Here is a 21,567-nt window from a genome sequence, read left to right as displayed (position 1 = left end):
TGCGAATAAAATTGTGCAGGGCTGCCATCCTGTCTTGCCCTTGCCTCCGGTTGGCGATTTAGGGAACCTCCGGCTGCATGGAGAATTCATAGATGACGCATCCCTCGCCTTTTCCTCCTGTGGCAGGAGTGGACCATGGCAAAGGCAATTGAGTTCAAACCCATCAGGACGCTTGCCATCGCGCTCAGCGCCGCCCTGCTCTTCAGCGGCGCCGCCAAATGGCCGGCCTTGCCGAACTCGGGCTTTCTGACCGGCCGGGGCGCTGCACCGGAAGATGTCGATAACGGCACCGCGATCTTCGCGACCGGCCAGGACGGCGAAGGCTACGGAAAGCCGCTCGATATCAGAATCCCGCAATACGGCTATTTCCGCCAGGAGAACAAATACGTCATCATCCTGCAGGCCGAAAAATACGACGGCCAGAGCATCATCGGCGCCGAGACGTTCGACGGCAAGAAGGTGGTCGGCCTGCTCGACGAGTTCGACCTGCTTGGCGTTCACGCAAAGTAGTTTTTGTTGGCGTGATCAGCGCGCATCGCGACGAACGGCGCTGAAGCACGGAATTATATTGCAATGCCACCAAACGCCGCTTTCGGCTCGAAGCGGACATCGTATACATTGTCTGCATGGAGAGCTATGCACTGACCCTGATCGAAAGCGCTAACGATGCCGCCGCCTATCACGAGATTAGGCATCACGTCTTATTCGGTGGGAGCGAGGAGTACATTCGTAATGGCCCAGAGGAGGTAAAGGCGGAAAATCTGTCGCTTCTTTTGAAATTCGAAGGAACCCCAATAGGAACTGTGCGCCTTGATCAGAAAGGCGACAATAAAGCCATCGTCCGCCTCGTCGCAATCGTTTCCAATTTACAACGACAAGGACATGGTACCGCCCTTATGGATCAAGTGGCACGGCTCGCCTTGTCGCTGGGGATCAAGGAGCTTCTGGTCAACGCGCGTCCCAGCGCATCTGGATTTTATCTGAGGCTGGGGTACTCGCCATTCACTTTCGAGCCTGACAATTACGGGGGTATTCAGCTTCGCAAGATGATCTCGTAGAAGCCCGCTATTGGCGGCAAAGCTGCTAACGCCTCATCGTTATCCGTTCGTGGCAGTTGCTCCATAATTCCGATAAAGAATGGCGCGGTACAGTCCGGAGCCCCCTCACCCTAACCCTCTCCCCGCTGGGGCGAGGGAACGAGGCATACGACGCCTCGTTGTAAACGGAGACGGCGCGGGACACCCCTTCTCCCCAGCGGGGAGAAGGTGCCCGACAGGCGGATGAGGGGGCTCAGGGCACAAACGAAACTTCTACCCCGCCGTCTATGGAGTCAAAGCTGACTAGAGACGGGCGGCGCGACTGGTTTGCACCACTATTTCAGCCGAAGCCGAAGAGCGTTGTGCGCCCAGCACCCTGCTTGTAACCTCACGCTATCAGGAGATGCTATGCCTCGCACCCTATTCGCCCTTATCCTGCTCCTTGCCGGCACCCTCGCCGCCAGAGCGCAGGCCCCGGATGACGGCAGCAGGCCCGCACCCACAAACCCCTGCACCCGTCAGACCTTCGAAGGCATCGCCTATGTCGTCTGCAGCGTCGATGCCGCAAAGGCGGATCTGCGCCTGTTCTGGAAGGATGCCGCAGGCACGCCCTACCGTCTCTTTTCGGGCGTCGCCGAAGCAGTCACCGGGCAAGGACATCGGCTGCTCTTTGCCATGAATGCCGGCATGTACCGCGAGGATTTCACGCCGATGGGGCTTTATGTCGAAGATGGCGAGGCGCTGATCCCGGTCAACAGGGAGGCGCCGCCGAAGGTGTCCGGCCCGGTGCCGAATTTCTTCAAGCAGCCGAACGGCATCTTCTATCTCGATGACGCCGGCGCCCATATCATCCCGACTGCGGATTTCCTGAAGCAGGGGCCGAAAGCGCGCCTCGCCACCCAATCCGGCCCGATGCTGGTCATGGAAGGCAAGATCAACCCGATTTTCATATTGGGCTCGACTGACCGCACGCGGCGCAACGGCGTCGGCCTTGCAAGCGACGGCACACTCCGCTTCGTCATCAGCGAGGACAGCGTGAACTTCCACGATTTCGCACGCTTCTTCCGCGACGAACTGAATTGCGAAAATGCCCTCTTCCTCGACGGCGGAAACGGCACCGGGCTCTACAATCCGGCCCTTGGCCGCAACGACACATCCTGGCACGGCGGCTACGGCCCGATCCTGGGGCTGGTGGAAGAAAAGCGCGACTAGGCCTCTTTGCAGAGGGCCATCAGGCCGGCTGCATCGCCACCAGCTGCTGCGTCTGGACGATCTCGGCGAAATCGGATTTGAGATGCGCCATCGTCACGTCAGTTTATCGAGGGCAAGCCGCTACGAAACGTCGGCCATACCGATCCCGATAATAGCACTGCCCGGGTTGCCCCGCGACGTTGCCGATCACCGCGCCTGCAGCACCGCCGATTGCCGCCCCGACAGCGGCGCCACGCACGTTATTCGTCACCGCGCCGCCAACCACGGCGCCTGTGGCGGCACCTATTCCGGCGCCTTGCTGTGTTGGAGTGCAGCCTGCAATGATTGCTCCGCTCAGAAGCAACAAAGTTAAAACACGACGCATCGCTTTTTCCTTTCAGGTTTACACCGGTCGTGAGGACCTTGAACCCCTGCCGGTCGCTGGAGGATCAATATTTTAAAGGCAGAGCACGCGTTTATCATCCGGCGACCAGAAGGGAGCAGTCAGCTTTATCGAGACCAGGCACTATGAGTTCAGACATAGTTCCCTCCTTGATCTGCCGCATATCGAAATAGAGCCGGTCTGAACGACGTCCAGAGGGACGAACTACCTTTCGTTGCATTTGCGGCGCTCTACCATCGAAAATCCTTGTGGGCCGGACTCAGACTAGACCGCCGTGCCTACGATCGCACCTATCCCCGCCGTCAACGCCATGGCGAAGGCACCCCAGAACGTCACGCGGGCGCTGGCTTTCAGAACACTGGCACCGCCTGCCCTCGCCCCTATGGCACCGAGAAGCGCCAGGGAGATCAGCGATGCGATGGCGACCGAGTAGATCAGTGTCCGTGCAGGCGAAAGGATGACCATGAGAAGGGGCAAGGCAGCCCCCACGGCGAAAGTTGCCGCCGAGGTCAGGGCCGCCTGAATTGGGCGCGCCTCCAAATGTTCGACAATTCCGAGTTCGTCTCGGGCATGGGCCTCCAGGACATTGTTGGCTGACAATTGAATGGCGACCTGCCGCGCCACATCGTGAGTGAGGCCCCGCTCGACATATATCCGGGTCAGTTCGTCGAGCTCCGCCTCAGGCTGCGTCTGAAGCTCCACACGTTCGCGAGCGAGGTCGGCCTTCTCCGTGTCCGCCTGCGAGCTGACCGAAACGTATTCGCCCGCAGCCATGGACATCGCGCCCGCGACGAGGCCCGCCACGCCCGCCACCAGCACCTCCGATGTCCCTGGCGATGCGGAGGCGACGCCCATGATAAGGCTGGCTGTCGACACGATACCGTCGTTTGCACCAAGAATAGCTGCCCGCAGCCAGCCAATGCGGGCGATAAGATGGCTTTCGACATGCGGTCTGACCATATTCATCTCCCGTCACCGCGTTCCGGTGGGTTCGATTGTGGCGATGTCGCCTTGCCTGATCAACGTCGAAACAAGGCGTTTGTCTGAGACGTCAGGGGGCTGCGCCGACACTCAATTACCCGTCGTCTGGCAGTGAAGAGCGCCATTCCTTTGGTGGCAACGGGTCTGGAAATCGGTGAGCGGCCGCTGGTGTTGCTGTTGTTTTCTTTTCGCGTCGAGCAGGCCGGCTCTGACGGTTGCACTCCCCGCGGGAATTTCCGCTCGCGTGATATCGGCCGCAGGAGCCGCACTGCGACAGCCGGCCAGCGCAGCGACCGTCCCTACTGCTGCGGCGAGAAGGAACGTGCGATTCATCGATTTCGTCCTCTCCGGCTATCTGAAGGGGCATTCCATCGAGCTTAACAACATAGAATTGCGCTGAAGAATTCAAGACGCCAAAGACGACCCGTTCCGGTGCAATCCACCAGAGGCGCATCGGCGCCGCGTTCAGAATCGCGTGAAAACAATGAGATACAGCATTTTCGCGATCCAGAATGCGCTAAACCTTACCCAAGGTCAGGCGGGCTGCATCGCCACCAGCTGTTGCGTCTCGACCATCTCCGCGAAATCGGATTTTAGATGCGCCATCGTCACGTCGAAGATCGTGCGTGCCGAGAGATCGGCGTCCGGCAGGTCGAAACCAAGCACGGCATCCTTGACGACGCTCATCCTGAAGCCGAGATCCGAGCCCGCCCGCACGGTCGTATTGACGCAGAAGCCGGCGACCGCGCCGACCACCACCAGATCCGTGATGCCGACCTCGCGCAGATAGCCGTCGAGCTCGGTGGAGGCAAAGGCCGACGAGGTGGATTTGATGAAGACAGGCTCGTTATCACGCGCCTCGGCGCAAGGCATCGGCCGGCATCCCGGCGCATCCTTGTAGAGTGCGGATGCCGGGTCGGCCTCGACATGTCTGATATGGATGACCGGCTTGCGGGCGGCGCGGAAGGCGGCGATGAGGGCTGCGATATTCTGCCCCGCTTCGCCGTTCACATGCTCGCGCCCGGCATCGAGCCGTTCCTGCATGACCATCTGCATATCGATGATGAGGAGTGCAGTCGTCATGGTCGATGCCCTTCAGGTTCGGTGGATGACGCTCTCGGAATGTAATTTCAGCTTTACCATTTGCAGCGCAGCAAGTCCCTCCCGAAATGTCGCGAGGGGCTGAGGTCATGCAGTTGTGATCGTGGCTAGGGTCTGGCGCCGGCCCCGGCAGTGAAGACATATACTTTCGCGCGCTTCGCATGGCTGCACAATTCAAGGTAGTGCAACATCCGCTAGAACAATCCTCGGCCGCCAACCTACTTTCCTCGCATAATCAACAATGGCTAGTTGTTGTTACCGACACCTGCTGCGCATCATTGCCCGGCAGTTTGGGAGACGCGATCGAAGATCATCAACATCAAGATGGAGGGAAGAAACATGAAGCGCATCACAGCATTCGCAGTCACTCTTCTTATCGGCGCAATCCCCGCAATCGCCGCGACGGCCATGACGGGCAAGGAACTGACGGCCCTGCTGTCGAATGGCAAGGAGCTCACCCTGGGCGGACCGAAGGAAGGATACAGCGGCACGCTGTCCATATCGAAGGACGGAACCGCCAAAGGCCAGGTCAAGCTCGACAGCGGGAACGTAATCCCGATCGAAGGCAAATGGCACATCGCCGGCAACAAATTCTGCCGAACCTGGAAGGCCGGCCGGGACGCCGGAAAAGAGATCTGCGAGACCTGGAACAAGGTCGGTGCGAACGCGGCGCGTGTCATGAGCGGCAGCCGTGATCTCGGCCTCAACTCATGGTGATCGCCTGAACCGGCAGCCGCTCATCCTAGCAGAACAAAGAGGCGTGCCGCGCGGTACCCTCGGCTCGGGTTCCCCCGCCGGAGATGAAAGAAGAAATTCGTCCTACTTCAAAAGCTGGGCTTCAGCCCAGGTTACCAATTCTTCCAGGCGCTCCAGTGCGCGCTCGGCATCGTCGCGCGTCTTGGACCGTGAGCCGTATTGCACCTCGTCCTTCTGGTCCAGAAGCGCCTTGAGATTGGCCTCCTGACGGTTTGGTAATTCTTTGCCGAGGGCCGCCCGAAGCAGCTTGACCACAGCACTGTGGTCGCCCTGATTGATTTCGCCGCGATATTTTGCGGTTAAAGCATCGGCATAAGCAATCGCGCAATTTTTGACCGCCGAGATTGACGGGTTGCCGATATCGCCCGGGTCAGCCCAATCATTGCTGTTCCTGGCTTCCTTGAGATAGGCCCGGGCCACGGTCAGTCGCCCGGAAATATAGGTGGCATCCTTCTTCTTCGTCGATCCGGTTCTAGCCACTGAAAGCAAATCCAGGCGCGCGCGAAAGTTCTTCGGGACGCCGGCCTGCGAGCACCGTGGCATCCCGCACCACGTTGGACCACCAGGGATCGTCGTCGCGGGAAAGCCGGCGGACATCATCGAGATCGAGGCCAACAACACTTGGAGAAAAAGCCAGGCGTTCGGAAGGAATGACGAGACCTGCCCTGATCGCCTCGACGACTGCTTTCAGGTGAACGGCGTCCGCGACGACGCCAACGTCCAGATCGCTGTCGAAATGGTCATCTCCCCGCGCAACGCTGCCATAGACCCACAGGCTCTCGACATGCCGTGCTTGGTCGCCGGGGCCATTGCGTACCGCATCGAGAATGGCGGTAAAACGGCGATCTTCTGCGGTAAACAACGCCTCGATCGCTGACGACAGATCATGCCGGACATTCAATCTGTAGAGCCTGTTATATCCCGAGCCTTCAGCCTGCACGATGCCCGCCGCCTCAAGCCCAATGAGGCCGAGACGGGTACTGCTTTTCGACAATCGGGCGCGATGGCTGATATCAGAGCTGGAAAGAAGCCCGCCATGACGCGCAAGCACGCGCAGGACCCGGACGTTCGAGTCAACGCCCAGAATACGGTCGAGCGGATACCTGATCGTACTTTCCGGATTGGTTCTGGCCATTATAGTCCCTCCAATATCGAAGCGATGATCCGACAGCGATCCAATCGATCTAATATTAAATCAATCGATCCGATATTAAACACCACTCGGTCTCTGCACAAGAGCCCACCCTACGCAGCACCCCGCCGCGATTCAACGATAACCCCGCCCCACCTACTCCTCCCCCTCCTCCGCCCCCGGTTTGCTGCTGAACAGGTTCTTCAGCGCATTGGTCTTGGATTTCTGCGCCTTGCTGAGCTTCAGCGCGCGGTTGGCGGCCTTGGCCTGTTCCAGCATCATTTCGATCTGGATCTGCTGGATCTCCGTCAGCCGTTCCCACTGCCGGTTCAAGAGGTGGTCGACCTTTTCGTGCAGGTGGCGGATTTCCAGTTCGGCCTTGAGATTGACCTTGTAGTCGTTGAGCGCTCTCAGCCGGTCCTTCGCTTCCTGGCGGCGCTGGCTCATCATGATGATCGGCGCCTGCAGGGCGGCGATGGTGGAAAGGATCAGGTTCAGCAGGATGAAGGGATAGACGTCGAAGGCGTTCTTTTCGCCAAGCGCCAGGTTGATGCCCATCCAGACGGCGAGGAACAGGCAGAAGGAGATTATGAAGGTCCAGCTTCCGCCGAAAGCCGCGACGACATCGGCGACGCGGTCGCCGAGCGAGCGGTGTTCCTCGTAATCCTCTTCGATGTTTTCGGCGAGCGTGTCGTGCGTCTTCAGGCTCTCGACGACCTCGTCCTCGAGGTTGGAGAGCTCGCCGCGCTCGTCGCGCAGCAATTCGGCAATGTACTGGCCGCGATAATCGTCCACCAGCTTGCGGCTGATATAATCGTCCGAGCGGATGCCCGGATGTTTCTGCCGCACGAAATCGGCAAGCGAAGGGCGCAGGTCGTCGAAATGGAAGGCGTCTTTCTTCTTCAGTGTGTGGCCCGTGATCGCGTCCACGAGCTTGACGGATTTCGCCTTGGCCTGCGCCAGGCTCTTGGAATAGTCGTCCATCTCGACGGTGGCAGCCTCGCCGTGGCCCGCGTCGAAATCGACGATTTCGCCCGTCAAATCCTGGGCCTTTTCTTCTGCCATCCGCCGATCCTCGCTCGCGATTTTTTCGCCCGTCTAGTCATCAATTCGAACAGGATTGTGACAATTACCTTTCGATAGATTGAACGATATCTGCGGCAAATTGGCCGCCTCGGCGCGGGGTTCGGCTGCCCCGCGCGGAAGGGGTTTAAGCCTGCCGATTGCCGAAAGCGGCGAGGAACACCCCCACGGCCTGCGCGGCGTGCCGGCGCAGCGCATCAGGTTCCGGTATCCCCGCATCGCCAAGCAGCATCGCCTGGTTCAACGGCTGCGACATGATAAGCCAGTTGAAATGCATGGCAGCGACGCTAGCATCGTCGATCCGCAACAGGCCGCGAGCGGCCAGGCGCTCGAACGCCGCCGCCATCGCGCCCATCGCCCGCTTCGGCCCGCTTTCGTAGAGCGCCTTTCCCAAAGCGGGAAAGCGCTCGACCTCCCCGATCACCACCCGGCGCAGCTGCATGAGCCGGGGTGTCAGGACGATAGTGAGTTGCCGGTTTGCATAGTCTTCCAGAAAGGCGCGCAGGTCTCCGTCCGGCTCGAGGGCGGGAATGTCGTCATGCACGGCATCGCTACCCGCATTGGTCAGTCCGGACACGATTTCCAGGAACAGCGCCTCCTTGCTGAGGAACTGCTTGTAGATCGTCTGTTTGGAAACATCGGCTCGCTGCGCGATCTCGTCCATGCTGGCGCCGAGGTAACCGTCCCTCAAGAAAGCGATCGTACCGGCGTCGAGGATCGCCCGGCGCTTTCGCGCCGTGCGGCCGCCTTCGCCAGCGGGTCGATCGGTCGTGTCCGGGTGCTTCGCCATAATGTCTCGTCCTTACACCTTTCGATTGACAGGATCAAACTGATCAGTCTAGTTTTGCACAAGTGGACTCATCAGTCCAGTTTTTCGCGGAGCGCGCCCATGCATATCCAGTTTGCCGAGCTTCCGGTGTACGATCAGACCCGGGCCAAACAATTCTATATCGACAATCTCGGGTGCACGGTGGCGGCCGACGCGCCGATGGGGGGCGATTGGCGGTGGATCGAACTGGCGTTCGCCGGAAGCGAGACCAGGCTCCATTTCATTCGCGCCAGGGCGGGCGACATCGCCGACGATCCCGTCCTGGTCCTCGTCGCAGAGGATGTCGCAAAGACCGTGGATGCCCTTCGCACCAAGGGCGTGGAGATCCTGACCGAACCCCATTCGCCGCCTTGGCAGCCGGGACGGACCGTCGCCGAATTTCGCGACAGCGAAGGCAACCGCATGATGATCGGCAGCCGATGACCGCGAAAACCCGGCTATCCGCCACCTGCACGTGCGGACAGGTCGCGCTGGCGGCAACCGGCGCCCCGATCCTCAGCGCCGTCTGCTACTGCGGGGATTGCCGCACGGCCGCCCGCCAGTTCGAGGCAGCACCGGGCGCGCCGCCGGTTTTGAGCGCCGACGGCGGCGTGGACTACTGCCTTTTCCGCAAGGATCGGGTCGCCATTACCAGCGGCGAAGTCCATCTTCGTGAGCACCGTCTTACGGAGGCTTCGCCGACCCGGCGCGTAGTAGCTGCGTGCTGCAACACCCCGATGTTTCTCGATTTCACCAGGGGACACTGGCTGACGATCTTTCGCGATCGCCTGCCCGCGAGCGCCCCTCCCGTCGAAATGGGCCTTATGGTGAAGCAGAAGACCGGAGATCGACCCTGCCGCGACGGCCTGCCGGCTTACCCGGCTTACCCTGCCAAATTCATGATCAGGGTCGTGCTCGCCTGGGCTGGAATGGGCTTCCGACGCCCCACCCTGACCTGGTGACTAAGCTGGATCGACGGGCGGCCTCTCGTTTGAACATATCCGGCTTTCGCATCGGCTCGGAAAAACCAACGGAAACGATCGGCTGCCGCCATTGTTCCCAGAACTTGCCGCTTGGTACGGCAGCGCACCCTTCCCCCGTCCAGGCCGCAAAAGACGGAACATTGAGAACTCCCTCAGGTTGAGTCCCAGTTACGAAGCTCCAACCGAAAAGGCGGATATCCATGTTTCTGAAGATCCTCACGGCCTCGGCCCTTGTTCTCACCCTGGCAGCCCCTGTCATGGCGCAGTCGTCAGGCGCTTCCGGCGGCGCCTCCGGCAGCGGCACCTCAGGCACAAGCACCTCAGGCAGCGGCACCGCCGGCACCAGCAACTCTGGCACCAATAACAACGGCACCAACAGCAACGGCGCCGGCAGCAACATGAACGGCACCGGCACCAATAGCGGCTCCACCGACAGCAACTCGACCGGCTCGATCAAGGGCGCGGGCAATCCATCCAGCGGCACCCAGACTCCGGGCGCTTCCGGCGGCGATCCGAACGATTGCCAGCGCACGACCAACAGCGGCACCGGCAACCCGGCGCCCACGCCTTCGGTCAACTCGACCCTGCCCGACGCCGCCAACGCCTGCTGATCCTCCCTTGGCAGCAGCGGCCCGGCTCGTGGCAGATGAGCGTCTGCCACGAGCCGGGTGTGTCTCGAGAAACTTCCGGACCGTGTGAAACAAATCCTGGAGTTGCACGTTTACACGTGCTGCTTTGGGCTCGGCGGATAGCCGCATGGGGGGTAAAGATCGCGTTTTTGCATATGAAACTTCAATCGCCCGATTGCGACGAGACGATTGCGAGCGGAAGGTAACCAATGTCGAATATCGAGGAATTTCCGCTCGCTCACCGCAGGATCAGCGAATACGATGCGCTTGTCGCAGCCGCGCCGAGCGTGCTCGACGCCATCCCCGGTGCAGTTTATCTTTGCGACGACAGTGGCTGGCTCGTCCGTTATAACAGGGAAGCCGCCGAACTCTGGGGCAGAACGCCACCGCTAGACGAAAGGCGCGAGCGTTTCTGCGGCTCGCATGCGCTGTTCCTGCCGGACGGAACGCCGCTACCGCACGAAGCCTGCCCGATGGCGACGGCCGTTTTCGATGGAACGGTAACGCGCAATGCGGAGGTCGTCTTCGAAAGGCCGGATGGCTCGCGCTTCGCCGCGCTGGTCAACATCCGCCCGCTCAAAGACCACGAGGGACGGATTCAAGGAGCGATAAACTGCTTCCAGGACATTTCGGCGCAGAAAGCCATTGAAGAGGAGGCCCGGCGCAAGAACGCCGATCTCGAGGATTTCTTCGAAAACAGCGCAATCGGGCTGCACATCGTTGGCGGCGACGGCATCATCCAGCGCGCCAACAAGGCGGAGCTGACCCTTCTCGGCTACACCGCCGACGAATATGTCGGACGGCATATTGCGGAATTTCATGCGGACGCTCCTGTCATCGGCGACATTCTGCAGAAACTGTCATGCGGCGAGAAGCTCAATCGCTATCCCGCGCGCCTTCGCGCCAAGGATGGCTCCATCAAGCACGTGCAGATCACCTCCAACAGCCGGTTTGAAAACGGAGAGTTCCTCAACACGCGCTGCTTCACGACCGACCTGACCGATCTCCACGAGGCCGAGAGCGCACGCCGCGACAGCGAGGATCGACTGGCGGCGACCTATGAAGCTGCCAATATCGGCATTTCGGAAGCCGACTCCGCCGGACGCCTGCTCCGGGTGAACGACGCGCTGTGCCGGATGCTCGGGCGCTCCCGCGAAGAGCTCCTGACGATGACCTTCTGCGATTACACCCAGCATGACGACCGGGAGCGGGATGCTGCGCTCTATGCACGCCAGGCGGCCGGAGAACTCGACAGCTATGTGCTGCGCAAGCGCGCCACGAAACCGGATGGCAGCATCGTCTATCTCGATATTCACAGTTCGTCGGTCCGCGATGAGACCGGCGGCTTCCGCTACGGCGTGAGGGTGATCCAGGATGTCACCGTTGCGAAACATATGGAGGACCAGATCCGCGCGAGCGAGCAACACATGCGCGATCTGCTGGAGGCGCTGCCGGCCGCCGTCTATACCACCGATGCGACCGGACGGATTACATTCTACAACAAGGCAGCCGTGGAAATGTCGGGGCGAACGCCCCAGCCTGGCGACATGTGGTGCGTGACCTGGCGTTTGTTCAATCTCGACGGCACGCCGCTGCCGCATGACCAATGCCCGATGGCGGTGGCGCTGAAGGAAGACCGCCCGGTCCGGGGCGCGGAAGCGATTGCCGAACGGCCTGATGGCACGCGGGTCCCCTTCATACCCTATCCGACGCCGCTTCACGATGCCGACGGGCGTCTTGTCGGGGCCATCAACATGCTCGTCGACATTACCGAGCGCAAGCGGGCCGAGAGCAGGCAGAAGACGCTCATCGACGAGCTCAATCATCGCGTCAAGAACACGCTGGCAACCGTGCAGTCATTGTCGCGGCAAACGGCAAGATACTCCGACGGCGTGGACGACTTCCTGCGCCGCTTCGACGACCGTTTGCTGGCGCTTGCACGCGCCCATGATCTCCTGACCAAACGCCACTGGGCTGATGCCCCGTTGGATTTGCTCGCGCGGGAAGTGCTGCTGCCGCTCGCCGGTGAAGCGGGCGAGCGCATCGAAATCGACGGGCCGCCTGCTGCGCTCAATTCGCGCACGGCGCTCAGCCTGACGATGGCTCTCAACGAACTCGCCACCAATGCGATCAAATACGGAGCCCTGTCCTGCGAGGCAGGCTCGCTGTCCCTCGCCTGGGATCTGGAGGATGAGGCCGGCGCGCCCCCGAGGCTGATCCTCGATTGGCGCGAACATGACGGACCGCCTGTCACTCCCCCGACCCGCCGCGGCTTCGGCACCCGGCTGATGGAGCGCTGCATCGAGCGCGACCTCGGCGGCGAGTTCGACTTCGCCTTCGAGCGAGCCGGCATATCCTGCCGCATCTCGATACCGGTAGAACTGGTGAACGGATGAGACGCTTTTCCGGCCTGAAGGTTCTCGTGGTCGAGGACGAGGGCATGGTGGCTCTCATGATCGAGGACATGCTCCATGATCTCGGCTTCAAGGTCGTCGCATCCGTATCGCGGCTTGCCGATGCAAGAGCGGTCGCAGCCGAGGTCGAGGCCGATCTGGGCGTGCTGGATGTCAACCTGGCCGGCGAACCCAGCTTCTCGGTCGCGGAAATCCTGCGCGAACGCCAGATCCCCTTCATATTCAGCACCGGATACGGGCTGAGCGGATTGCCTGACGAATTTGCCGATCAGCCGCTCGTCGGCAAGCCCTTCTCCACGAGCGAGCTGCAACAAACGATCGAGGCGGCATTGAGCCGCTGATGAGAGCCGGGCGTGTCTCGAACGCCGATGAAAGATCGCTGCGAGCGGCTGGACGATAGTTTACCGCAATTTGGCTGCGCGCCCCCCCCCGACGACTGCCAACGCAACGGTCGCTTGAGGGCGCCACCTCTGCGAACGGATCAAAGCCGTTCGAAGCGGACATTGCGGATGCGGCCACTGTTCATCAGCAGGCCGGTGACGCGGCCGTTTTCGTCACGGGTGAAAGTAAACCGGTCACAATCACCGAGAAAATGGTCCGGAGCGACGGCTGTCAGCTTGATTTCCGGGGACTTCACGGATTTGAACACGAGACCCGCCTCCCCCACCCTGACCTGGTAGGGCATGTCGTTTTCGACTGGACGGTAGGAGCCCGCCAGAGCGGCAAGCTCAGTTGGCGACGGCGTATATGCCGGCAATCGCCGGTATTGGTGTCTTCGCTTGCCATCGAAATAAGACGTCAGTTCGCTCGCCGGCTCGCCTTCCTGTTGCTCTAGTTCGATCTCGCTGTTGGGAAAATCGCTGAAACGGAAACGACGATGATCTACCGCTTCAAGCGCATAGCCGTCGTAGTCGATGTCATAGCCCCCCAGCAACTTTCCATCACGAGTGGCAAGGCGGGCCACCCGTCCGGCTAGCCGCGGCTCGGCATAATAGCCGGTCAACAGTTCCAATGCATCCGCGGCGGGCTGCGGGAACGTGCTCGGGCCAGGCTTCGGCGCCGGCTGCAACACATCCGCGAGATAGATATCCGCGATCCGCCGGACGAGGTCACTGGGCACGATCGATCCGAAATTGGCGAGGATCGCGACGGAGAAATGCTGCTCTGGAAAGCGGATGATATCGGAGCGGAAGCCGGCATCGCCGCCGGTATGTTCGACGATCGTCAGACCGCGATAGGTGCCGATGCCGAGGCCCGAGGCGTAGCCGATTTCACTGCCATCGTTCAGCCGGCCGCGTTCGAGCATTTGAGCAATGACATCCGGACCGCCGACACGCGGATGGTAGAAGTTTTCGTCCCAAAGCGCGAGATCTTCGACTGTCGTCAGCAGGCTGGTCGCGCCCACGGTATCGAAATTGGTGTTGGATATCTCTATCCCGGACTGCGTCTCTACATAACCGTCGGCGACATTCCTGACGACCTCGGCGTAGTTGTCGCGAAAGAACGTATTGCGCATGCCGAGGGGTTCGAAAATCCGGGCCGAGGTAAAGGCACGCAGGGACTGACCGCTGACCGTCTTCACCACTTGCGCCAGCAAGGCATAACCCGTGTTGCAATAGAGATGTTCGTCGCCCGGCTGGAAATTCAGATCCTGCTGGCGGGAGACGACGGCCAGGATATCGTCGTCGGTGATCAGGTCCTTGGAGTAACGCCAGCCAGCGAGGGAGAGCAATTCCCAATGATCGCGCAGCCCGCTGGTATGGTGGAGCAGATGTCGCAGCGTGATCGGTGCGCCGAAATCCGGCAAGTCGGGCACGTATTTCTGCGCGTCATCATCGAGCGACAATTTTCCTTCGGCTGCGAGCAGCAGAATGGCAAATGCCGTGAACTGTTTGGAGACGGACGCCGAATGAAAGACAGTGGACGGCCCGATCGCAATGCCGTGGGCCAGATTGGCCATGCCGAAGCCGCGCTTATAGACGACACTGCCATCTCGCAAGACCGCAACCGCGCAGCCGGGTGAATCCAGATTGTTCCAAGCCTCGAACAGTTGATCGATGCGTTCGGCTTCCGTCATCCGTGCCTCCCCATTACTTTACAACCGTAAGGAAGCTGAGAGCCGGGCAAATTTCAAGGCGCTTTTCCGCCTTGGCATCGAAAACAGCCATGGTGGCGAGTGCTGCAGTGTCGCCCTTCGTTGGGCGAAGACGCCGTCGGCCACAAGCAAGGATGACGGCTCGATCGAGGCGGAGAGCGCTTGGACTACCCCTACCACGTGTTGACTCACCCGCAGTTGAACAATAATTTGCTAATTTGGTCATCGGGCTTGTCCTCACATGACGGATCAATCTCTTCAGCGCCGCCTTGCCGCCATCGTCGTTGCCGATGTGGTGGGATATTCACGCCTGATGGAGACAGATGAAGCCGCAACGCTTGACAACCTCAGGGAACTCCGTTCCGGCACGATCGAGCCGGCTGTGGAGCGCCACAAAGGCCGCATCTTCAAGGTCATGGGCGACGGCTTCCTGATCGAATTCGCCAGCGCGGTGGAAGCGGTCGCAGCAGCGTTGGAAATCCAACGCACCACCGCTGCTGTCGAGGCTTCCGGAGACCGGCGCCTGCTCTTGCGTATAGGCGTCAATCTCGGAGATGTCATTGACGAGGGTTCAGACGTCCTCGGCGACGGGGTCAATGTGGCAGCGCGCCTCGAGAGACAGGCCGCGCCGGGAGGCATCTGCATTTCAGCCGGCGTTCACGGCGAGATCCTCGGCAAGATCGACGACGACTTCTTCGATGCCGGCGAACGCTACCTGAAGAACCTCACTCGCCCGGTCCACATCTGGCATTGGCCGGATGAGCTGCAGAGCATATTGCCGCTGCCGGAAAATCCCTCGATCGCCGTATTGCCGTTCACGAATATGAGCGGGGATGAAGCGGACGCGCCTTTCGTCGACGGCTTGACCGAAGACCTGATCACCGACCTTTCGCGCACGGCCGGCCTGTTCGTCATCGCGCGCAATTCCGTCTACGGCTACAGGGGCAAGCCGGTCAACGTGAAGCTGGTCGCCCAGGAACTCGGCGTCCGCTACGTCCTCGAAGGGAGCGCCAGGCGCGCAATGGGCCGCGTCCGCATCAATGCCCAGCTGGTCGACACGCTGGGCGGCGGACACTTGTGGGCCGAAAGATTTGACAGGACAGTGGAAGATGTTTTCGAACTGCAGGATGAGGTCAACGCCAAGATCGTCGAAGCCCTCGTCGGCCGGCTGACCATCCCGCCGCCGCGCAATCGGCCGAAGAACTTCGAGGCCTACGACCTCTGTGTGCGCGCCCGCCTGCTGACGGAAGAGTCTCCGCAAACCGAGCGCGAGGCTCATATGCTGCTCCAGCGCGCGCTCAAGCTCGAGCCATCCTATGCCGAGGCGCTCGGTCTGCTCGCCTATAACCGCTGGCTGGCCTGGACCCATTTCGGCGAGCCCGAAGACCCGAACCGGAAGATGGCGGTAACGTCAGCGCAAAAGGCCGTCGACCTCGACCCCAACGATGCCGGCTGCCGTTACGTTCTGGGGACCATCTTGGCCTATGAGCGGCGATGGGAGGAATCCGAGGCCGCCTTCGCCAAGGCCCTGGAGCTGGACCCCAACCACGCCGACACCTGGGCCGCCATGTCGGACATTTCCGTGCTGGACGGCAGGGTTGCCGACGGACTGGCGCAGATCGAAAAAGCCCTGCGGCTCAATCCCCGCCCAGCCTGCTGGTATCTTTGTCACCTCGGACAGGCACAATATGCCGCGCGTGACTATGAGGCGGCAGCCGCGACACTCCGCAGGGAAGACACCTATCGCACCAACTCACGCAAATTCCTGGCTGCCACGCTTGCGCAGCTGGGCCACCAGGAGGAGGCGCGGCGGGAAGCCGAACTCTTCCTGATCGCCCACCCTCATTTCACCATCGCCCATTGGCTTAGCTCCCAGCCGCTGCGCGATGCATCCGTACGGGACCATTTTGTCGACGGTTTTAGGAAGGCTGGGCTGCCGGAGATGTGACAGGGGTGGGCGTGCGCCTATGCCGCCCGCACATCAAGGAGATATTGTGGGACTGGCGCCACCGCTTGCAGCAATATCACAGCGCGCGAAAGCAAACATTGCCTCAATTGCAGAGTGTCGCCGGGCATGCAAAATATTGATGTCTGCGCGTTTGCAAAATTTCATTCCTCTCCGATAGGTCCGTATGAACTACGTCGTTTTCATGCTGTGCGTGTTCTCCATTTTTATTCTGCTTTCCGTCGCCGCAACTGCAATTTTCTTTCTTTGGCTACGCCGCCTCTGGCGACGGACGCGACCCGACCAGTTCGTCCGAAGAAGACTGATTGTCGCTGTTGGTCTGGCGGCGATCGTATTGCCCTTCGTTGGGATGAAAATCTGGGAGCGAAACTTTGTTCTCGCACGCGTTCCCGAACCACTTGAAGTAGCGGAGATCGAGTATCGCCTGGAGGAATCCTGGGGCGTCGGTTTCATGCCCGGCGACAACGAGACCGGGTTCGTTGTCTATCGGCTGACCGATACGAGTGCAGACTGGGCACGGCAACAGGGAAGCAAGCTGAAGGACATGCTTTCAGGAGGACAGGGAGTCTGGCACGCAACACCGGTCGACGACCGTAGCGACGAAGCAGCCTTGGGCAGATGGCATCCTTACGACGACGATCCAGATATGATGTCCGTCGAGCTTCCAGAGCGCCATCCGCCGACGATCTCTGAATACCTGGGAAAATACGGCTTCGATATCTCGATTAAAGACGGGCGCGACGGCGAAGCGGACAAAGCGATCCAGTCAACCGGATCATTCTACTCATACGGAACGGGCGGCAGCATCACGATAGTCGATCCAGGTCGCGGCAAGGTTTTTTTTCCCTTATGCGGGGTGATTAGCCGGATTGATGGTGGTGTCCCATCGCTCCCGTCATCCTCTTCTCGTGCTGGCCCTCACAATAATCGTGACGGACATCAGCTATATCACAGCCCCGATGACGATGACCCGCAGCTTCGGCCCGCCGCTTCCCGCAGGCGACCCGAGCACAGTCCCGTGGCTCCGCCTCAAAGGCGTCCGACATCATGGCGGGGCTGCTCGAACTTGCTCATGCTTTAGGGCACACAGCGCGAAACCGGAACTATACTCGAACGTCGCCGACGAGCTTTACGGCATCAACCTAGTGAAGTTCGAAAACTGAGCCATCGTGTTCGTACTGGCTTCATCAGCAGGATTGGTCTACTCATGTTGCCAACCAACTCGCCGAAAGTTTTCCACTCATTGCCGAGCATTCACTAAGGCCGACGGCTAGGAGACGGTTACTACCGGAATCGGTAAACCTGAAGGGCGATTTGGGCTGTCACCGATCGTCATTGTTGGGCGATCGCATCGGACGACAATGCGACACCGGCAGCTGGATCGGTGCCGTTAGTGCTCGCTGGAAATAGAAGCTCCTGTAGTGGCACTGAACGGGCTGCGGCATCACGATACGCAAGCGGTGGATCTATGCTGGTCGCCGCCACCGCAACTTCGTCTGGCCTTAATCGAAACTCGATCGCAACATCAGCTAATTCCGCTGCGCGCTCAGGAGCCCATTTGTTAAGATATCCCATCATTGACGACCACCAAACTGCATCGTCTGGCCTTCTCTCCCACGTCTCAAGCTGCACGACAGGAAATCCTGCTCCAGAAAGCACCGACGATATATAGGTGGCGCAAGTTAAGCCTTCTCGATCACTTTGGGGAGTATAGCGTCCATCTGAATCGAAGGCACTTGCGGGGGGATTTGGTCCGTAAGGAATTTCCTTGGACTGTGCACAGAGTTCAATGAAACTGGCAACGAAGTCGCTCAAAGAGTCGTCTTGCGCAAGTGCTTCACATTCTGCCCACAGGTAATTCTCACCAGACGGAAGAGGTTCATCATGCAAGTCATTGTGCCAGGCCAGATGAGCGAACTTTACGTTACCATTGGAATGCCTGTAGAGAAGTCCAACATGCATACTTCTCTCGCCAAGCGGCGTAGATCTGATGGCAATACCCACATAATTCGGATTAGCAACAACGCTGTCGCAATGCTGAAACGTCATTCGTACAATCCGATCAGCAACCGATTCACAGGAGCGCCTCGCTTGTTAAGCTCGGAGGCGACGCGGTCACGGAATCCATCCCAATCTTTCAACCTGGTTTTGAAACGGTAGCTTCCGCGCAACAGCGTCATCAGGGACGTCTCCGCAAGCTGCGAAACGGGGGCTTGGCGGAGAGCTACATCGATTTCAGAATAGTCGCCAGACCGCGCAAGCTCCTGCAACTTAGCCAATACGCTCACCCTGTAGGCGCGATCAGTTCCTTCATGGCCTGTTTCAACGAATGGTCCGAGCCAATCAGGAAGCAAGCCGCCGGCTAGATTTTGCGCCAGCCGAATCGCAGGGGGGATAGACTCTAGTCCCAAGACTGCTGAGGCCGCGGCTTCTGCAATACCCTTGTCGGCGTCCGATCCCTTGTAGGGCCGTTCGTAATAAGCGTACGAGTACTTCGCCAAGATTTCGATTTCACGAGCGAAGAGATCACGCGAGTTAAACAAGTCTATCAGCGGAACATCAAGAATGTAGCGAGGACTCATATCGAACTGTCCGCCACTGGTGGGTGGCGCGTGTTCGGCAATCAGATTGAAGAATGCCTCGGAGTTGAGCAACGCCAAGTATGCGAGCTCGATATGCCTCAGCTCTAACGGCGGCAGATGCGAAATCGGATTCTGGCGGATGACCCATCCAAATCCCTGAAGTACGACAGCCTGAGCTGGAGTGTGGCGAACGAAGCCTCCAGGTTTTGCCCAGTATTTTGAGACAAAAGCGGGAGGGGCATTTTCCATACCTGACCGGCGTTCGCTGAGCTCCCACCACTTCCCTCCCTTCGCTCGCCGTTGGGCGAGCTTCTGCCGAAATGGCTCCAGGTATTTTACGCTAAATCGCGGCAGTCGCTCACGCAGGTCAAACTCAGTGTTTATAGTGTGCTCATTTCCATAGGGGTAAAACACGTAGAACAATTGGGTTACCCGACCGTCCAAGATACCCTTTGAGGAGATCGCAGGACGGAAAAACGGTCTTTCCTGCTCGGGTAGCTCCAGCCATTGCCCGTGGTCTAGAACAAACGCCGTGTTCTCCCCGGTTCGGATACCTTGCCTTACATCGAATATGTCCCTCACTGTCGTGGCGACAGATCGCTGTGCATTCGTTGTTAGCGGACGCAGTCGGCCGAGATGCGCACTCCAGTCTGTGCTCACTGGCGTCGCAGCTTTGTTCAGTGCGGAACTTCTCGCCGCGGGCACAAGACTGAGCGAAAATCCTACGTTCGCGTTGGAATTCCAGCGTTTCAGCCTCAACGCCCGTAAAGAGTCCCCCGCATTCTCCGGACCGGACCCTGCATGAATGCGAATGCTATCTTGAACATCTTTACCGCTTAGGACTAAGGCACCAACTCGAACCCGAGCATGCGAAAAGATACTCTGATCGTCGAACAGGGCTGACAAAAAAATCTGCTTTTGATCTAAGAGCCTGCTTCGCCATGCCGAGGCGGACTTCGCATCAAGAGCGGTGGCGGGCAACAAGGTCGCAACCGCACCGTCGGGCTTCACGATGTCGAGCGCGCGCTCGACGAACGCCATGCTGAGATCTGGCCGAGCTCCTGCATGCTTCCCAACGATGGCAGACAGCAAATCTCGTTGAGAGGCGCTCAACTCCTGCCATCTGGTGAAGGGCGGATTCATAACCACCGCATCTGCCAGAAGCTTCGGTTTATTTTGAAGAGAATCGGCTACTTCCAGATCCAGTGCAATCCGGTTGCTCCCCGGCCATTCCTGCCCGGCTACTCCAAGCACGAAACGCGCCATGTCGATTGCAATTGGCGACGTGTCTCGACCGATTAGGGTAATGTCCCCTCGATACTCCATTCGCTCCAACGCGCGAAGTGCTTCCACCAAGAATGCCGCGGACCCACACGCGATGTCCGCAATGACGATGTGCTTACGATTTTTGAGATCACCCAGAGCCTGCAACACTTGCTCGGACAAAGCCCGAGCCAGGAACGGGGGAGTGAAATGCACTCCTCCGCGATCCGGTTTGCGCGCAGTCGCCGGTGCCACATAGTTGAAGAGGTCGGGTGGAGGACCCTGAACAAGAACATGATGCGCTTCTTGGAAGATAGCGCCCGATGCGTGCCGAATGGCGAGGGACACGTCCGCGGCAAGTGATCTGTTGCCCAATCTAAGTGTTTGGAATTCATCGTAAATAGTCTCTACCTCCCCCTGTGGAAGCAAGGAGACAATATCCATCGCACCATCTGGCAATTGAAGGGCGTTATTGACGCTCGCAAGGTTTCTTTTGGTGACTTGTTGGCCGCTGGCAAATAAACCGAGGAATGTTAGATAGGCTGCTATCGATTTCTCATCTGGCAGATCCGCATGGTGAACAAGGTTGCGCACCCTTTTAAATAGGGACATCGAATGTTCAACAATCGTGCGAGGGTCGATTGTTCTATCGGAACGTAGATGCTCATAAAAATCAGCAGGATTGTCCAGCACGCGGCTGGCATCGAACTCACTCTTCTCGTCTGGACGATCCCACCTCGTCACTCTAACTCGGTCGCCCGTCATCAAAACGTGGTGCGGAACGTTTGATGACCATACCCAAGACGAGGCGTCTACAGGATCGATATCGTCGGCTATTGACACCGCGAAGCTGCCAAACGCTCCGTCGAGCAATACCTCGTGTTCGCCCTCGCGGGATCTATCATCTCCACGGAACAAGCGCGCTCGGGCCAAACCGTGCTGTTGCGCCATTGCGCCGATTTGGTCGTGGGACGTGGCCATTGCTTGCTACAGACTCGTGTTCAGAAGGTCATTCAGTAAACAGACTAGCTCATCGTAGAACCAACTACAATCTGGGTATTGAATTCTGGTTAACCACCATCTCATCTGCTCGATGTCTTTCCATGGAACGTTGGCTGCAATGGCGAGTTCTCATTTTGTTCT

Annotated in this window: 21 protein-coding genes; 11 read left to right on the top strand and 10 right to left on the bottom strand. The window is 59.4% G+C overall.

Annotated features, from left to right (window positions below):
* Positions 1 to 135: 135 nt before the first annotated feature.
* From FHX15_RS09145 to FHX15_RS09135, 3 genes are all read left to right on the top strand, one after another.
* Positions 136 to 510 (top strand): hypothetical protein, encoded by a 375-nt coding sequence (locus FHX15_RS09145; protein WP_184395831.1) that lies wholly within the window; start codon positions 136 to 138, stop codon positions 508 to 510.
* Positions 511 to 626: 116 nt separating this feature from the next.
* A complete protein-coding gene (locus tag FHX15_RS09140; RefSeq protein WP_184395828.1) occupies positions 627 to 1,058 on the top strand; it encodes a GNAT family N-acetyltransferase in 432 nt (143 codons plus the stop codon).
* A gap of 387 nt (positions 1,059 to 1,445) precedes the next feature.
* Positions 1,446 to 2,249, top strand: coding sequence for a phosphodiester glycosidase family protein (locus tag FHX15_RS09135; protein WP_184395825.1), 804 nt, complete (start codon positions 1,446 to 1,448; stop codon positions 2,247 to 2,249).
* A gap of 103 nt (positions 2,250 to 2,352) precedes the next feature.
* On the opposite strand, the gene FHX15_RS09130 is transcribed toward FHX15_RS09135, so the two are convergent.
* The 3 genes from FHX15_RS09130 to FHX15_RS09120 all read right to left on the bottom strand — a co-directional run bounded on the left by FHX15_RS09130 (position 2,353) and on the right by FHX15_RS09120 (position 4,695).
* Positions 2,353 to 2,613 (bottom strand): YMGG-like glycine zipper-containing protein, encoded by a 261-nt coding sequence (locus FHX15_RS09130; RefSeq protein WP_184395822.1) that lies wholly within the window; start codon positions 2,611 to 2,613, stop codon positions 2,353 to 2,355.
* Positions 2,614 to 2,895: 282 nt separating this feature from the next.
* Positions 2,896 to 3,591 carry a VIT family protein gene (locus FHX15_RS09125; RefSeq protein ID WP_184395819.1) on the bottom strand — a complete coding sequence of 232 codons (696 nt, stop codon included), beginning with the start codon at positions 3,589 to 3,591 and terminating at the stop codon, positions 2,896 to 2,898.
* Positions 3,592 to 4,146: 555 nt separating this feature from the next.
* Positions 4,147 to 4,695, bottom strand: coding sequence for an isochorismatase family protein (locus FHX15_RS09120; RefSeq protein ID WP_184395816.1), 549 nt, complete (start codon positions 4,693 to 4,695; stop codon positions 4,147 to 4,149).
* Positions 4,696 to 5,052: 357 nt separating this feature from the next.
* Between FHX15_RS09120 and FHX15_RS09115 the strand changes: the two genes are divergently transcribed.
* Entirely contained in the window at positions 5,053 to 5,430 is a 378-nt protein-coding gene (locus FHX15_RS09115) for a hypothetical protein (RefSeq protein ID WP_184395814.1), read from the top strand.
* Positions 5,431 to 5,532: 102 nt separating this feature from the next.
* Here the strand turns inward: FHX15_RS09115 and FHX15_RS09110 are convergent, their stop codons facing one another.
* The 4 genes from FHX15_RS09110 to FHX15_RS09095 form a co-directional block, all read right to left on the bottom strand.
* A complete protein-coding gene (locus FHX15_RS09110) occupies positions 5,533 to 5,949 on the bottom strand; it encodes a HEPN domain-containing protein (RefSeq protein WP_184395811.1) in 417 nt (138 codons plus the stop codon).
* On the bottom strand, positions 5,942 to 6,604 hold the full coding sequence (locus tag FHX15_RS09105; RefSeq protein ID WP_184395808.1) for a helix-turn-helix domain-containing protein: 663 nt from the start codon (positions 6,602 to 6,604) through the stop codon (positions 5,942 to 5,944). The genes FHX15_RS09110 and FHX15_RS09105 overlap by 8 nt, the downstream gene beginning before the upstream one ends.
* A 153-nt stretch (positions 6,605 to 6,757) precedes the next feature.
* Positions 6,758 to 7,666 (bottom strand): DUF1003 domain-containing protein, encoded by a 909-nt coding sequence (locus FHX15_RS09100; protein ID WP_184395805.1) that lies wholly within the window; start codon positions 7,664 to 7,666, stop codon positions 6,758 to 6,760.
* Between the two features lie 145 nt (positions 7,667 to 7,811).
* Positions 7,812 to 8,474, bottom strand: a complete 663-nt coding sequence (locus tag FHX15_RS09095) for a TetR/AcrR family transcriptional regulator (protein ID WP_184395802.1) — start codon at positions 8,472 to 8,474, stop codon at positions 7,812 to 7,814.
* 99 nt (positions 8,475 to 8,573) lie between these two features.
* Between FHX15_RS09095 and FHX15_RS09090 the strand changes: the two genes are divergently transcribed.
* The 5 genes from FHX15_RS09090 (at position 8,574) to FHX15_RS09070 (ending at position 12,859) form a co-directional block, all read left to right on the top strand.
* Positions 8,574 to 8,936: a VOC family protein gene (locus tag FHX15_RS09090; protein ID WP_184395800.1), complete on the top strand. Its 363-nt coding sequence runs from the start codon at positions 8,574 to 8,576 to the stop codon at positions 8,934 to 8,936.
* Entirely contained in the window at positions 8,933 to 9,454 is a 522-nt protein-coding gene (locus FHX15_RS09085) for a GFA family protein (RefSeq protein ID WP_184395797.1), read from the top strand. The genes FHX15_RS09090 and FHX15_RS09085 overlap by 4 nt, the downstream gene beginning before the upstream one ends.
* Before the next feature lie 221 nt (positions 9,455 to 9,675).
* Positions 9,676 to 10,086, top strand: a complete 411-nt coding sequence (locus FHX15_RS09080) for an oxidoreductase (RefSeq protein ID WP_184395794.1) — start codon at positions 9,676 to 9,678, stop codon at positions 10,084 to 10,086.
* A gap of 227 nt (positions 10,087 to 10,313) precedes the next feature.
* Positions 10,314 to 12,500 carry a PAS domain S-box protein gene (locus tag FHX15_RS09075; RefSeq protein ID WP_184395791.1) on the top strand — a complete coding sequence of 729 codons (2,187 nt, stop codon included), beginning with the start codon at positions 10,314 to 10,316 and terminating at the stop codon, positions 12,498 to 12,500.
* Positions 12,497 to 12,859 carry a response regulator gene (locus tag FHX15_RS09070; protein WP_184395789.1) on the top strand — a complete coding sequence of 121 codons (363 nt, stop codon included), beginning with the start codon at positions 12,497 to 12,499 and terminating at the stop codon, positions 12,857 to 12,859. Before FHX15_RS09075 ends, FHX15_RS09070 begins: the two co-directional genes overlap by 4 nt.
* A gap of 140 nt (positions 12,860 to 12,999) precedes the next feature.
* Here FHX15_RS09070 and FHX15_RS09065 read toward each other — a convergent pair whose 3' ends face one another.
* Positions 13,000 to 14,595, bottom strand: a complete 1,596-nt coding sequence (locus tag FHX15_RS09065; RefSeq protein WP_184395786.1) for a serine hydrolase — start codon at positions 14,593 to 14,595, stop codon at positions 13,000 to 13,002.
* Between the two features lie 259 nt (positions 14,596 to 14,854).
* Between FHX15_RS09065 and FHX15_RS09060 the strand changes: the two genes are divergently transcribed.
* Both FHX15_RS09060 and FHX15_RS09055 read left to right on the top strand, forming a co-directional pair.
* Entirely contained in the window at positions 14,855 to 16,561 is a 1,707-nt protein-coding gene (locus tag FHX15_RS09060) for an adenylate/guanylate cyclase domain-containing protein (protein WP_184395783.1), read from the top strand.
* 184 nt (positions 16,562 to 16,745) lie between these two features.
* Positions 16,746 to 17,660, top strand: a complete 915-nt coding sequence (locus tag FHX15_RS09055; protein WP_184395781.1) for a hypothetical protein — start codon at positions 16,746 to 16,748, stop codon at positions 17,658 to 17,660.
* 251 nt (positions 17,661 to 17,911) lie between these two features.
* Here FHX15_RS09055 and FHX15_RS09050 read toward each other — a convergent pair whose 3' ends face one another.
* Positions 17,912 to 18,628, bottom strand: a complete 717-nt coding sequence (locus FHX15_RS09050) for a hypothetical protein (protein ID WP_184395778.1) — start codon at positions 18,626 to 18,628, stop codon at positions 17,912 to 17,914.
* Positions 18,625 to 21,405 carry an N-6 DNA methylase gene (locus tag FHX15_RS09045; protein WP_184395775.1) on the bottom strand — a complete coding sequence of 927 codons (2,781 nt, stop codon included), beginning with the start codon at positions 21,403 to 21,405 and terminating at the stop codon, positions 18,625 to 18,627. Before FHX15_RS09045 ends, FHX15_RS09050 begins: the two co-directional genes overlap by 4 nt.
* Positions 21,406 to 21,567: the final 162 nt, after the last annotated feature.

This window comes from Rhizobium sp. BK650, from assembly GCF_014195325.1.
Lineage (GTDB): Bacteria > Pseudomonadota > Alphaproteobacteria > Rhizobiales > Rhizobiaceae > Rhizobium.
This window is presented reverse-complemented; position numbering and strand designations above follow the sequence as displayed.

Excerpts from the sequence above, each read along its gene's own strand:
- FHX15_RS09145 (WP_184395831.1), top strand. The coding sequence starts at position 136 with ATGGCAAAGGCAATTGAGTTCAAACCCATCAGGACGCTTGCCATCGCG.
- FHX15_RS09140 (WP_184395828.1), top strand. The coding sequence starts at position 627 with ATGGAGAGCTATGCACTGACCCTGATCGAAAGCGCTAACGATGCCGCC.
- FHX15_RS09135 (WP_184395825.1), top strand. The coding sequence starts at position 1,446 with ATGCCTCGCACCCTATTCGCCCTTATCCTGCTCCTTGCCGGCACCCTC.
- FHX15_RS09130 (WP_184395822.1), bottom strand. The coding sequence starts at position 2,613 with ATGCGTCGTGTTTTAACTTTGTTGCTTCTGAGCGGAGCAATCATTGCA.
- FHX15_RS09125 (WP_184395819.1), bottom strand. The coding sequence starts at position 3,591 with ATGGTCAGACCGCATGTCGAAAGCCATCTTATCGCCCGCATTGGCTGG.
- FHX15_RS09120 (WP_184395816.1), bottom strand. The coding sequence starts at position 4,695 with ATGACGACTGCACTCCTCATCATCGATATGCAGATGGTCATGCAGGAA.
- FHX15_RS09115 (WP_184395814.1), top strand. The coding sequence starts at position 5,053 with ATGAAGCGCATCACAGCATTCGCAGTCACTCTTCTTATCGGCGCAATC.
- FHX15_RS09105 (WP_184395808.1), bottom strand. The coding sequence starts at position 6,604 with ATGGCCAGAACCAATCCGGAAAGTACGATCAGGTATCCGCTCGACCGT.
- FHX15_RS09100 (WP_184395805.1), bottom strand. The coding sequence starts at position 7,666 with ATGGCAGAAGAAAAGGCCCAGGATTTGACGGGCGAAATCGTCGATTTC.
- FHX15_RS09095 (WP_184395802.1), bottom strand. The coding sequence starts at position 8,474 with ATGGCGAAGCACCCGGACACGACCGATCGACCCGCTGGCGAAGGCGGC.
- FHX15_RS09090 (WP_184395800.1), top strand. The coding sequence starts at position 8,574 with ATGCATATCCAGTTTGCCGAGCTTCCGGTGTACGATCAGACCCGGGCC.
- FHX15_RS09085 (WP_184395797.1), top strand. The coding sequence starts at position 8,933 with ATGACCGCGAAAACCCGGCTATCCGCCACCTGCACGTGCGGACAGGTC.
- FHX15_RS09080 (WP_184395794.1), top strand. The coding sequence starts at position 9,676 with ATGTTTCTGAAGATCCTCACGGCCTCGGCCCTTGTTCTCACCCTGGCA.
- FHX15_RS09075 (WP_184395791.1), top strand. The coding sequence starts at position 10,314 with ATGTCGAATATCGAGGAATTTCCGCTCGCTCACCGCAGGATCAGCGAA.
- FHX15_RS09070 (WP_184395789.1), top strand. The coding sequence starts at position 12,497 with ATGAGACGCTTTTCCGGCCTGAAGGTTCTCGTGGTCGAGGACGAGGGC.
- FHX15_RS09065 (WP_184395786.1), bottom strand. The coding sequence starts at position 14,595 with ATGACGGAAGCCGAACGCATCGATCAACTGTTCGAGGCTTGGAACAAT.
- FHX15_RS09060 (WP_184395783.1), top strand. The coding sequence starts at position 14,855 with ATGACGGATCAATCTCTTCAGCGCCGCCTTGCCGCCATCGTCGTTGCC.
- FHX15_RS09055 (WP_184395781.1), top strand. The coding sequence starts at position 16,746 with ATGAACTACGTCGTTTTCATGCTGTGCGTGTTCTCCATTTTTATTCTG.
- FHX15_RS09050 (WP_184395778.1), bottom strand. The coding sequence starts at position 18,628 with ATGACGTTTCAGCATTGCGACAGCGTTGTTGCTAATCCGAATTATGTG.
- FHX15_RS09045 (WP_184395775.1), bottom strand. The coding sequence starts at position 21,405 with ATGGCCACGTCCCACGACCAAATCGGCGCAATGGCGCAACAGCACGGT.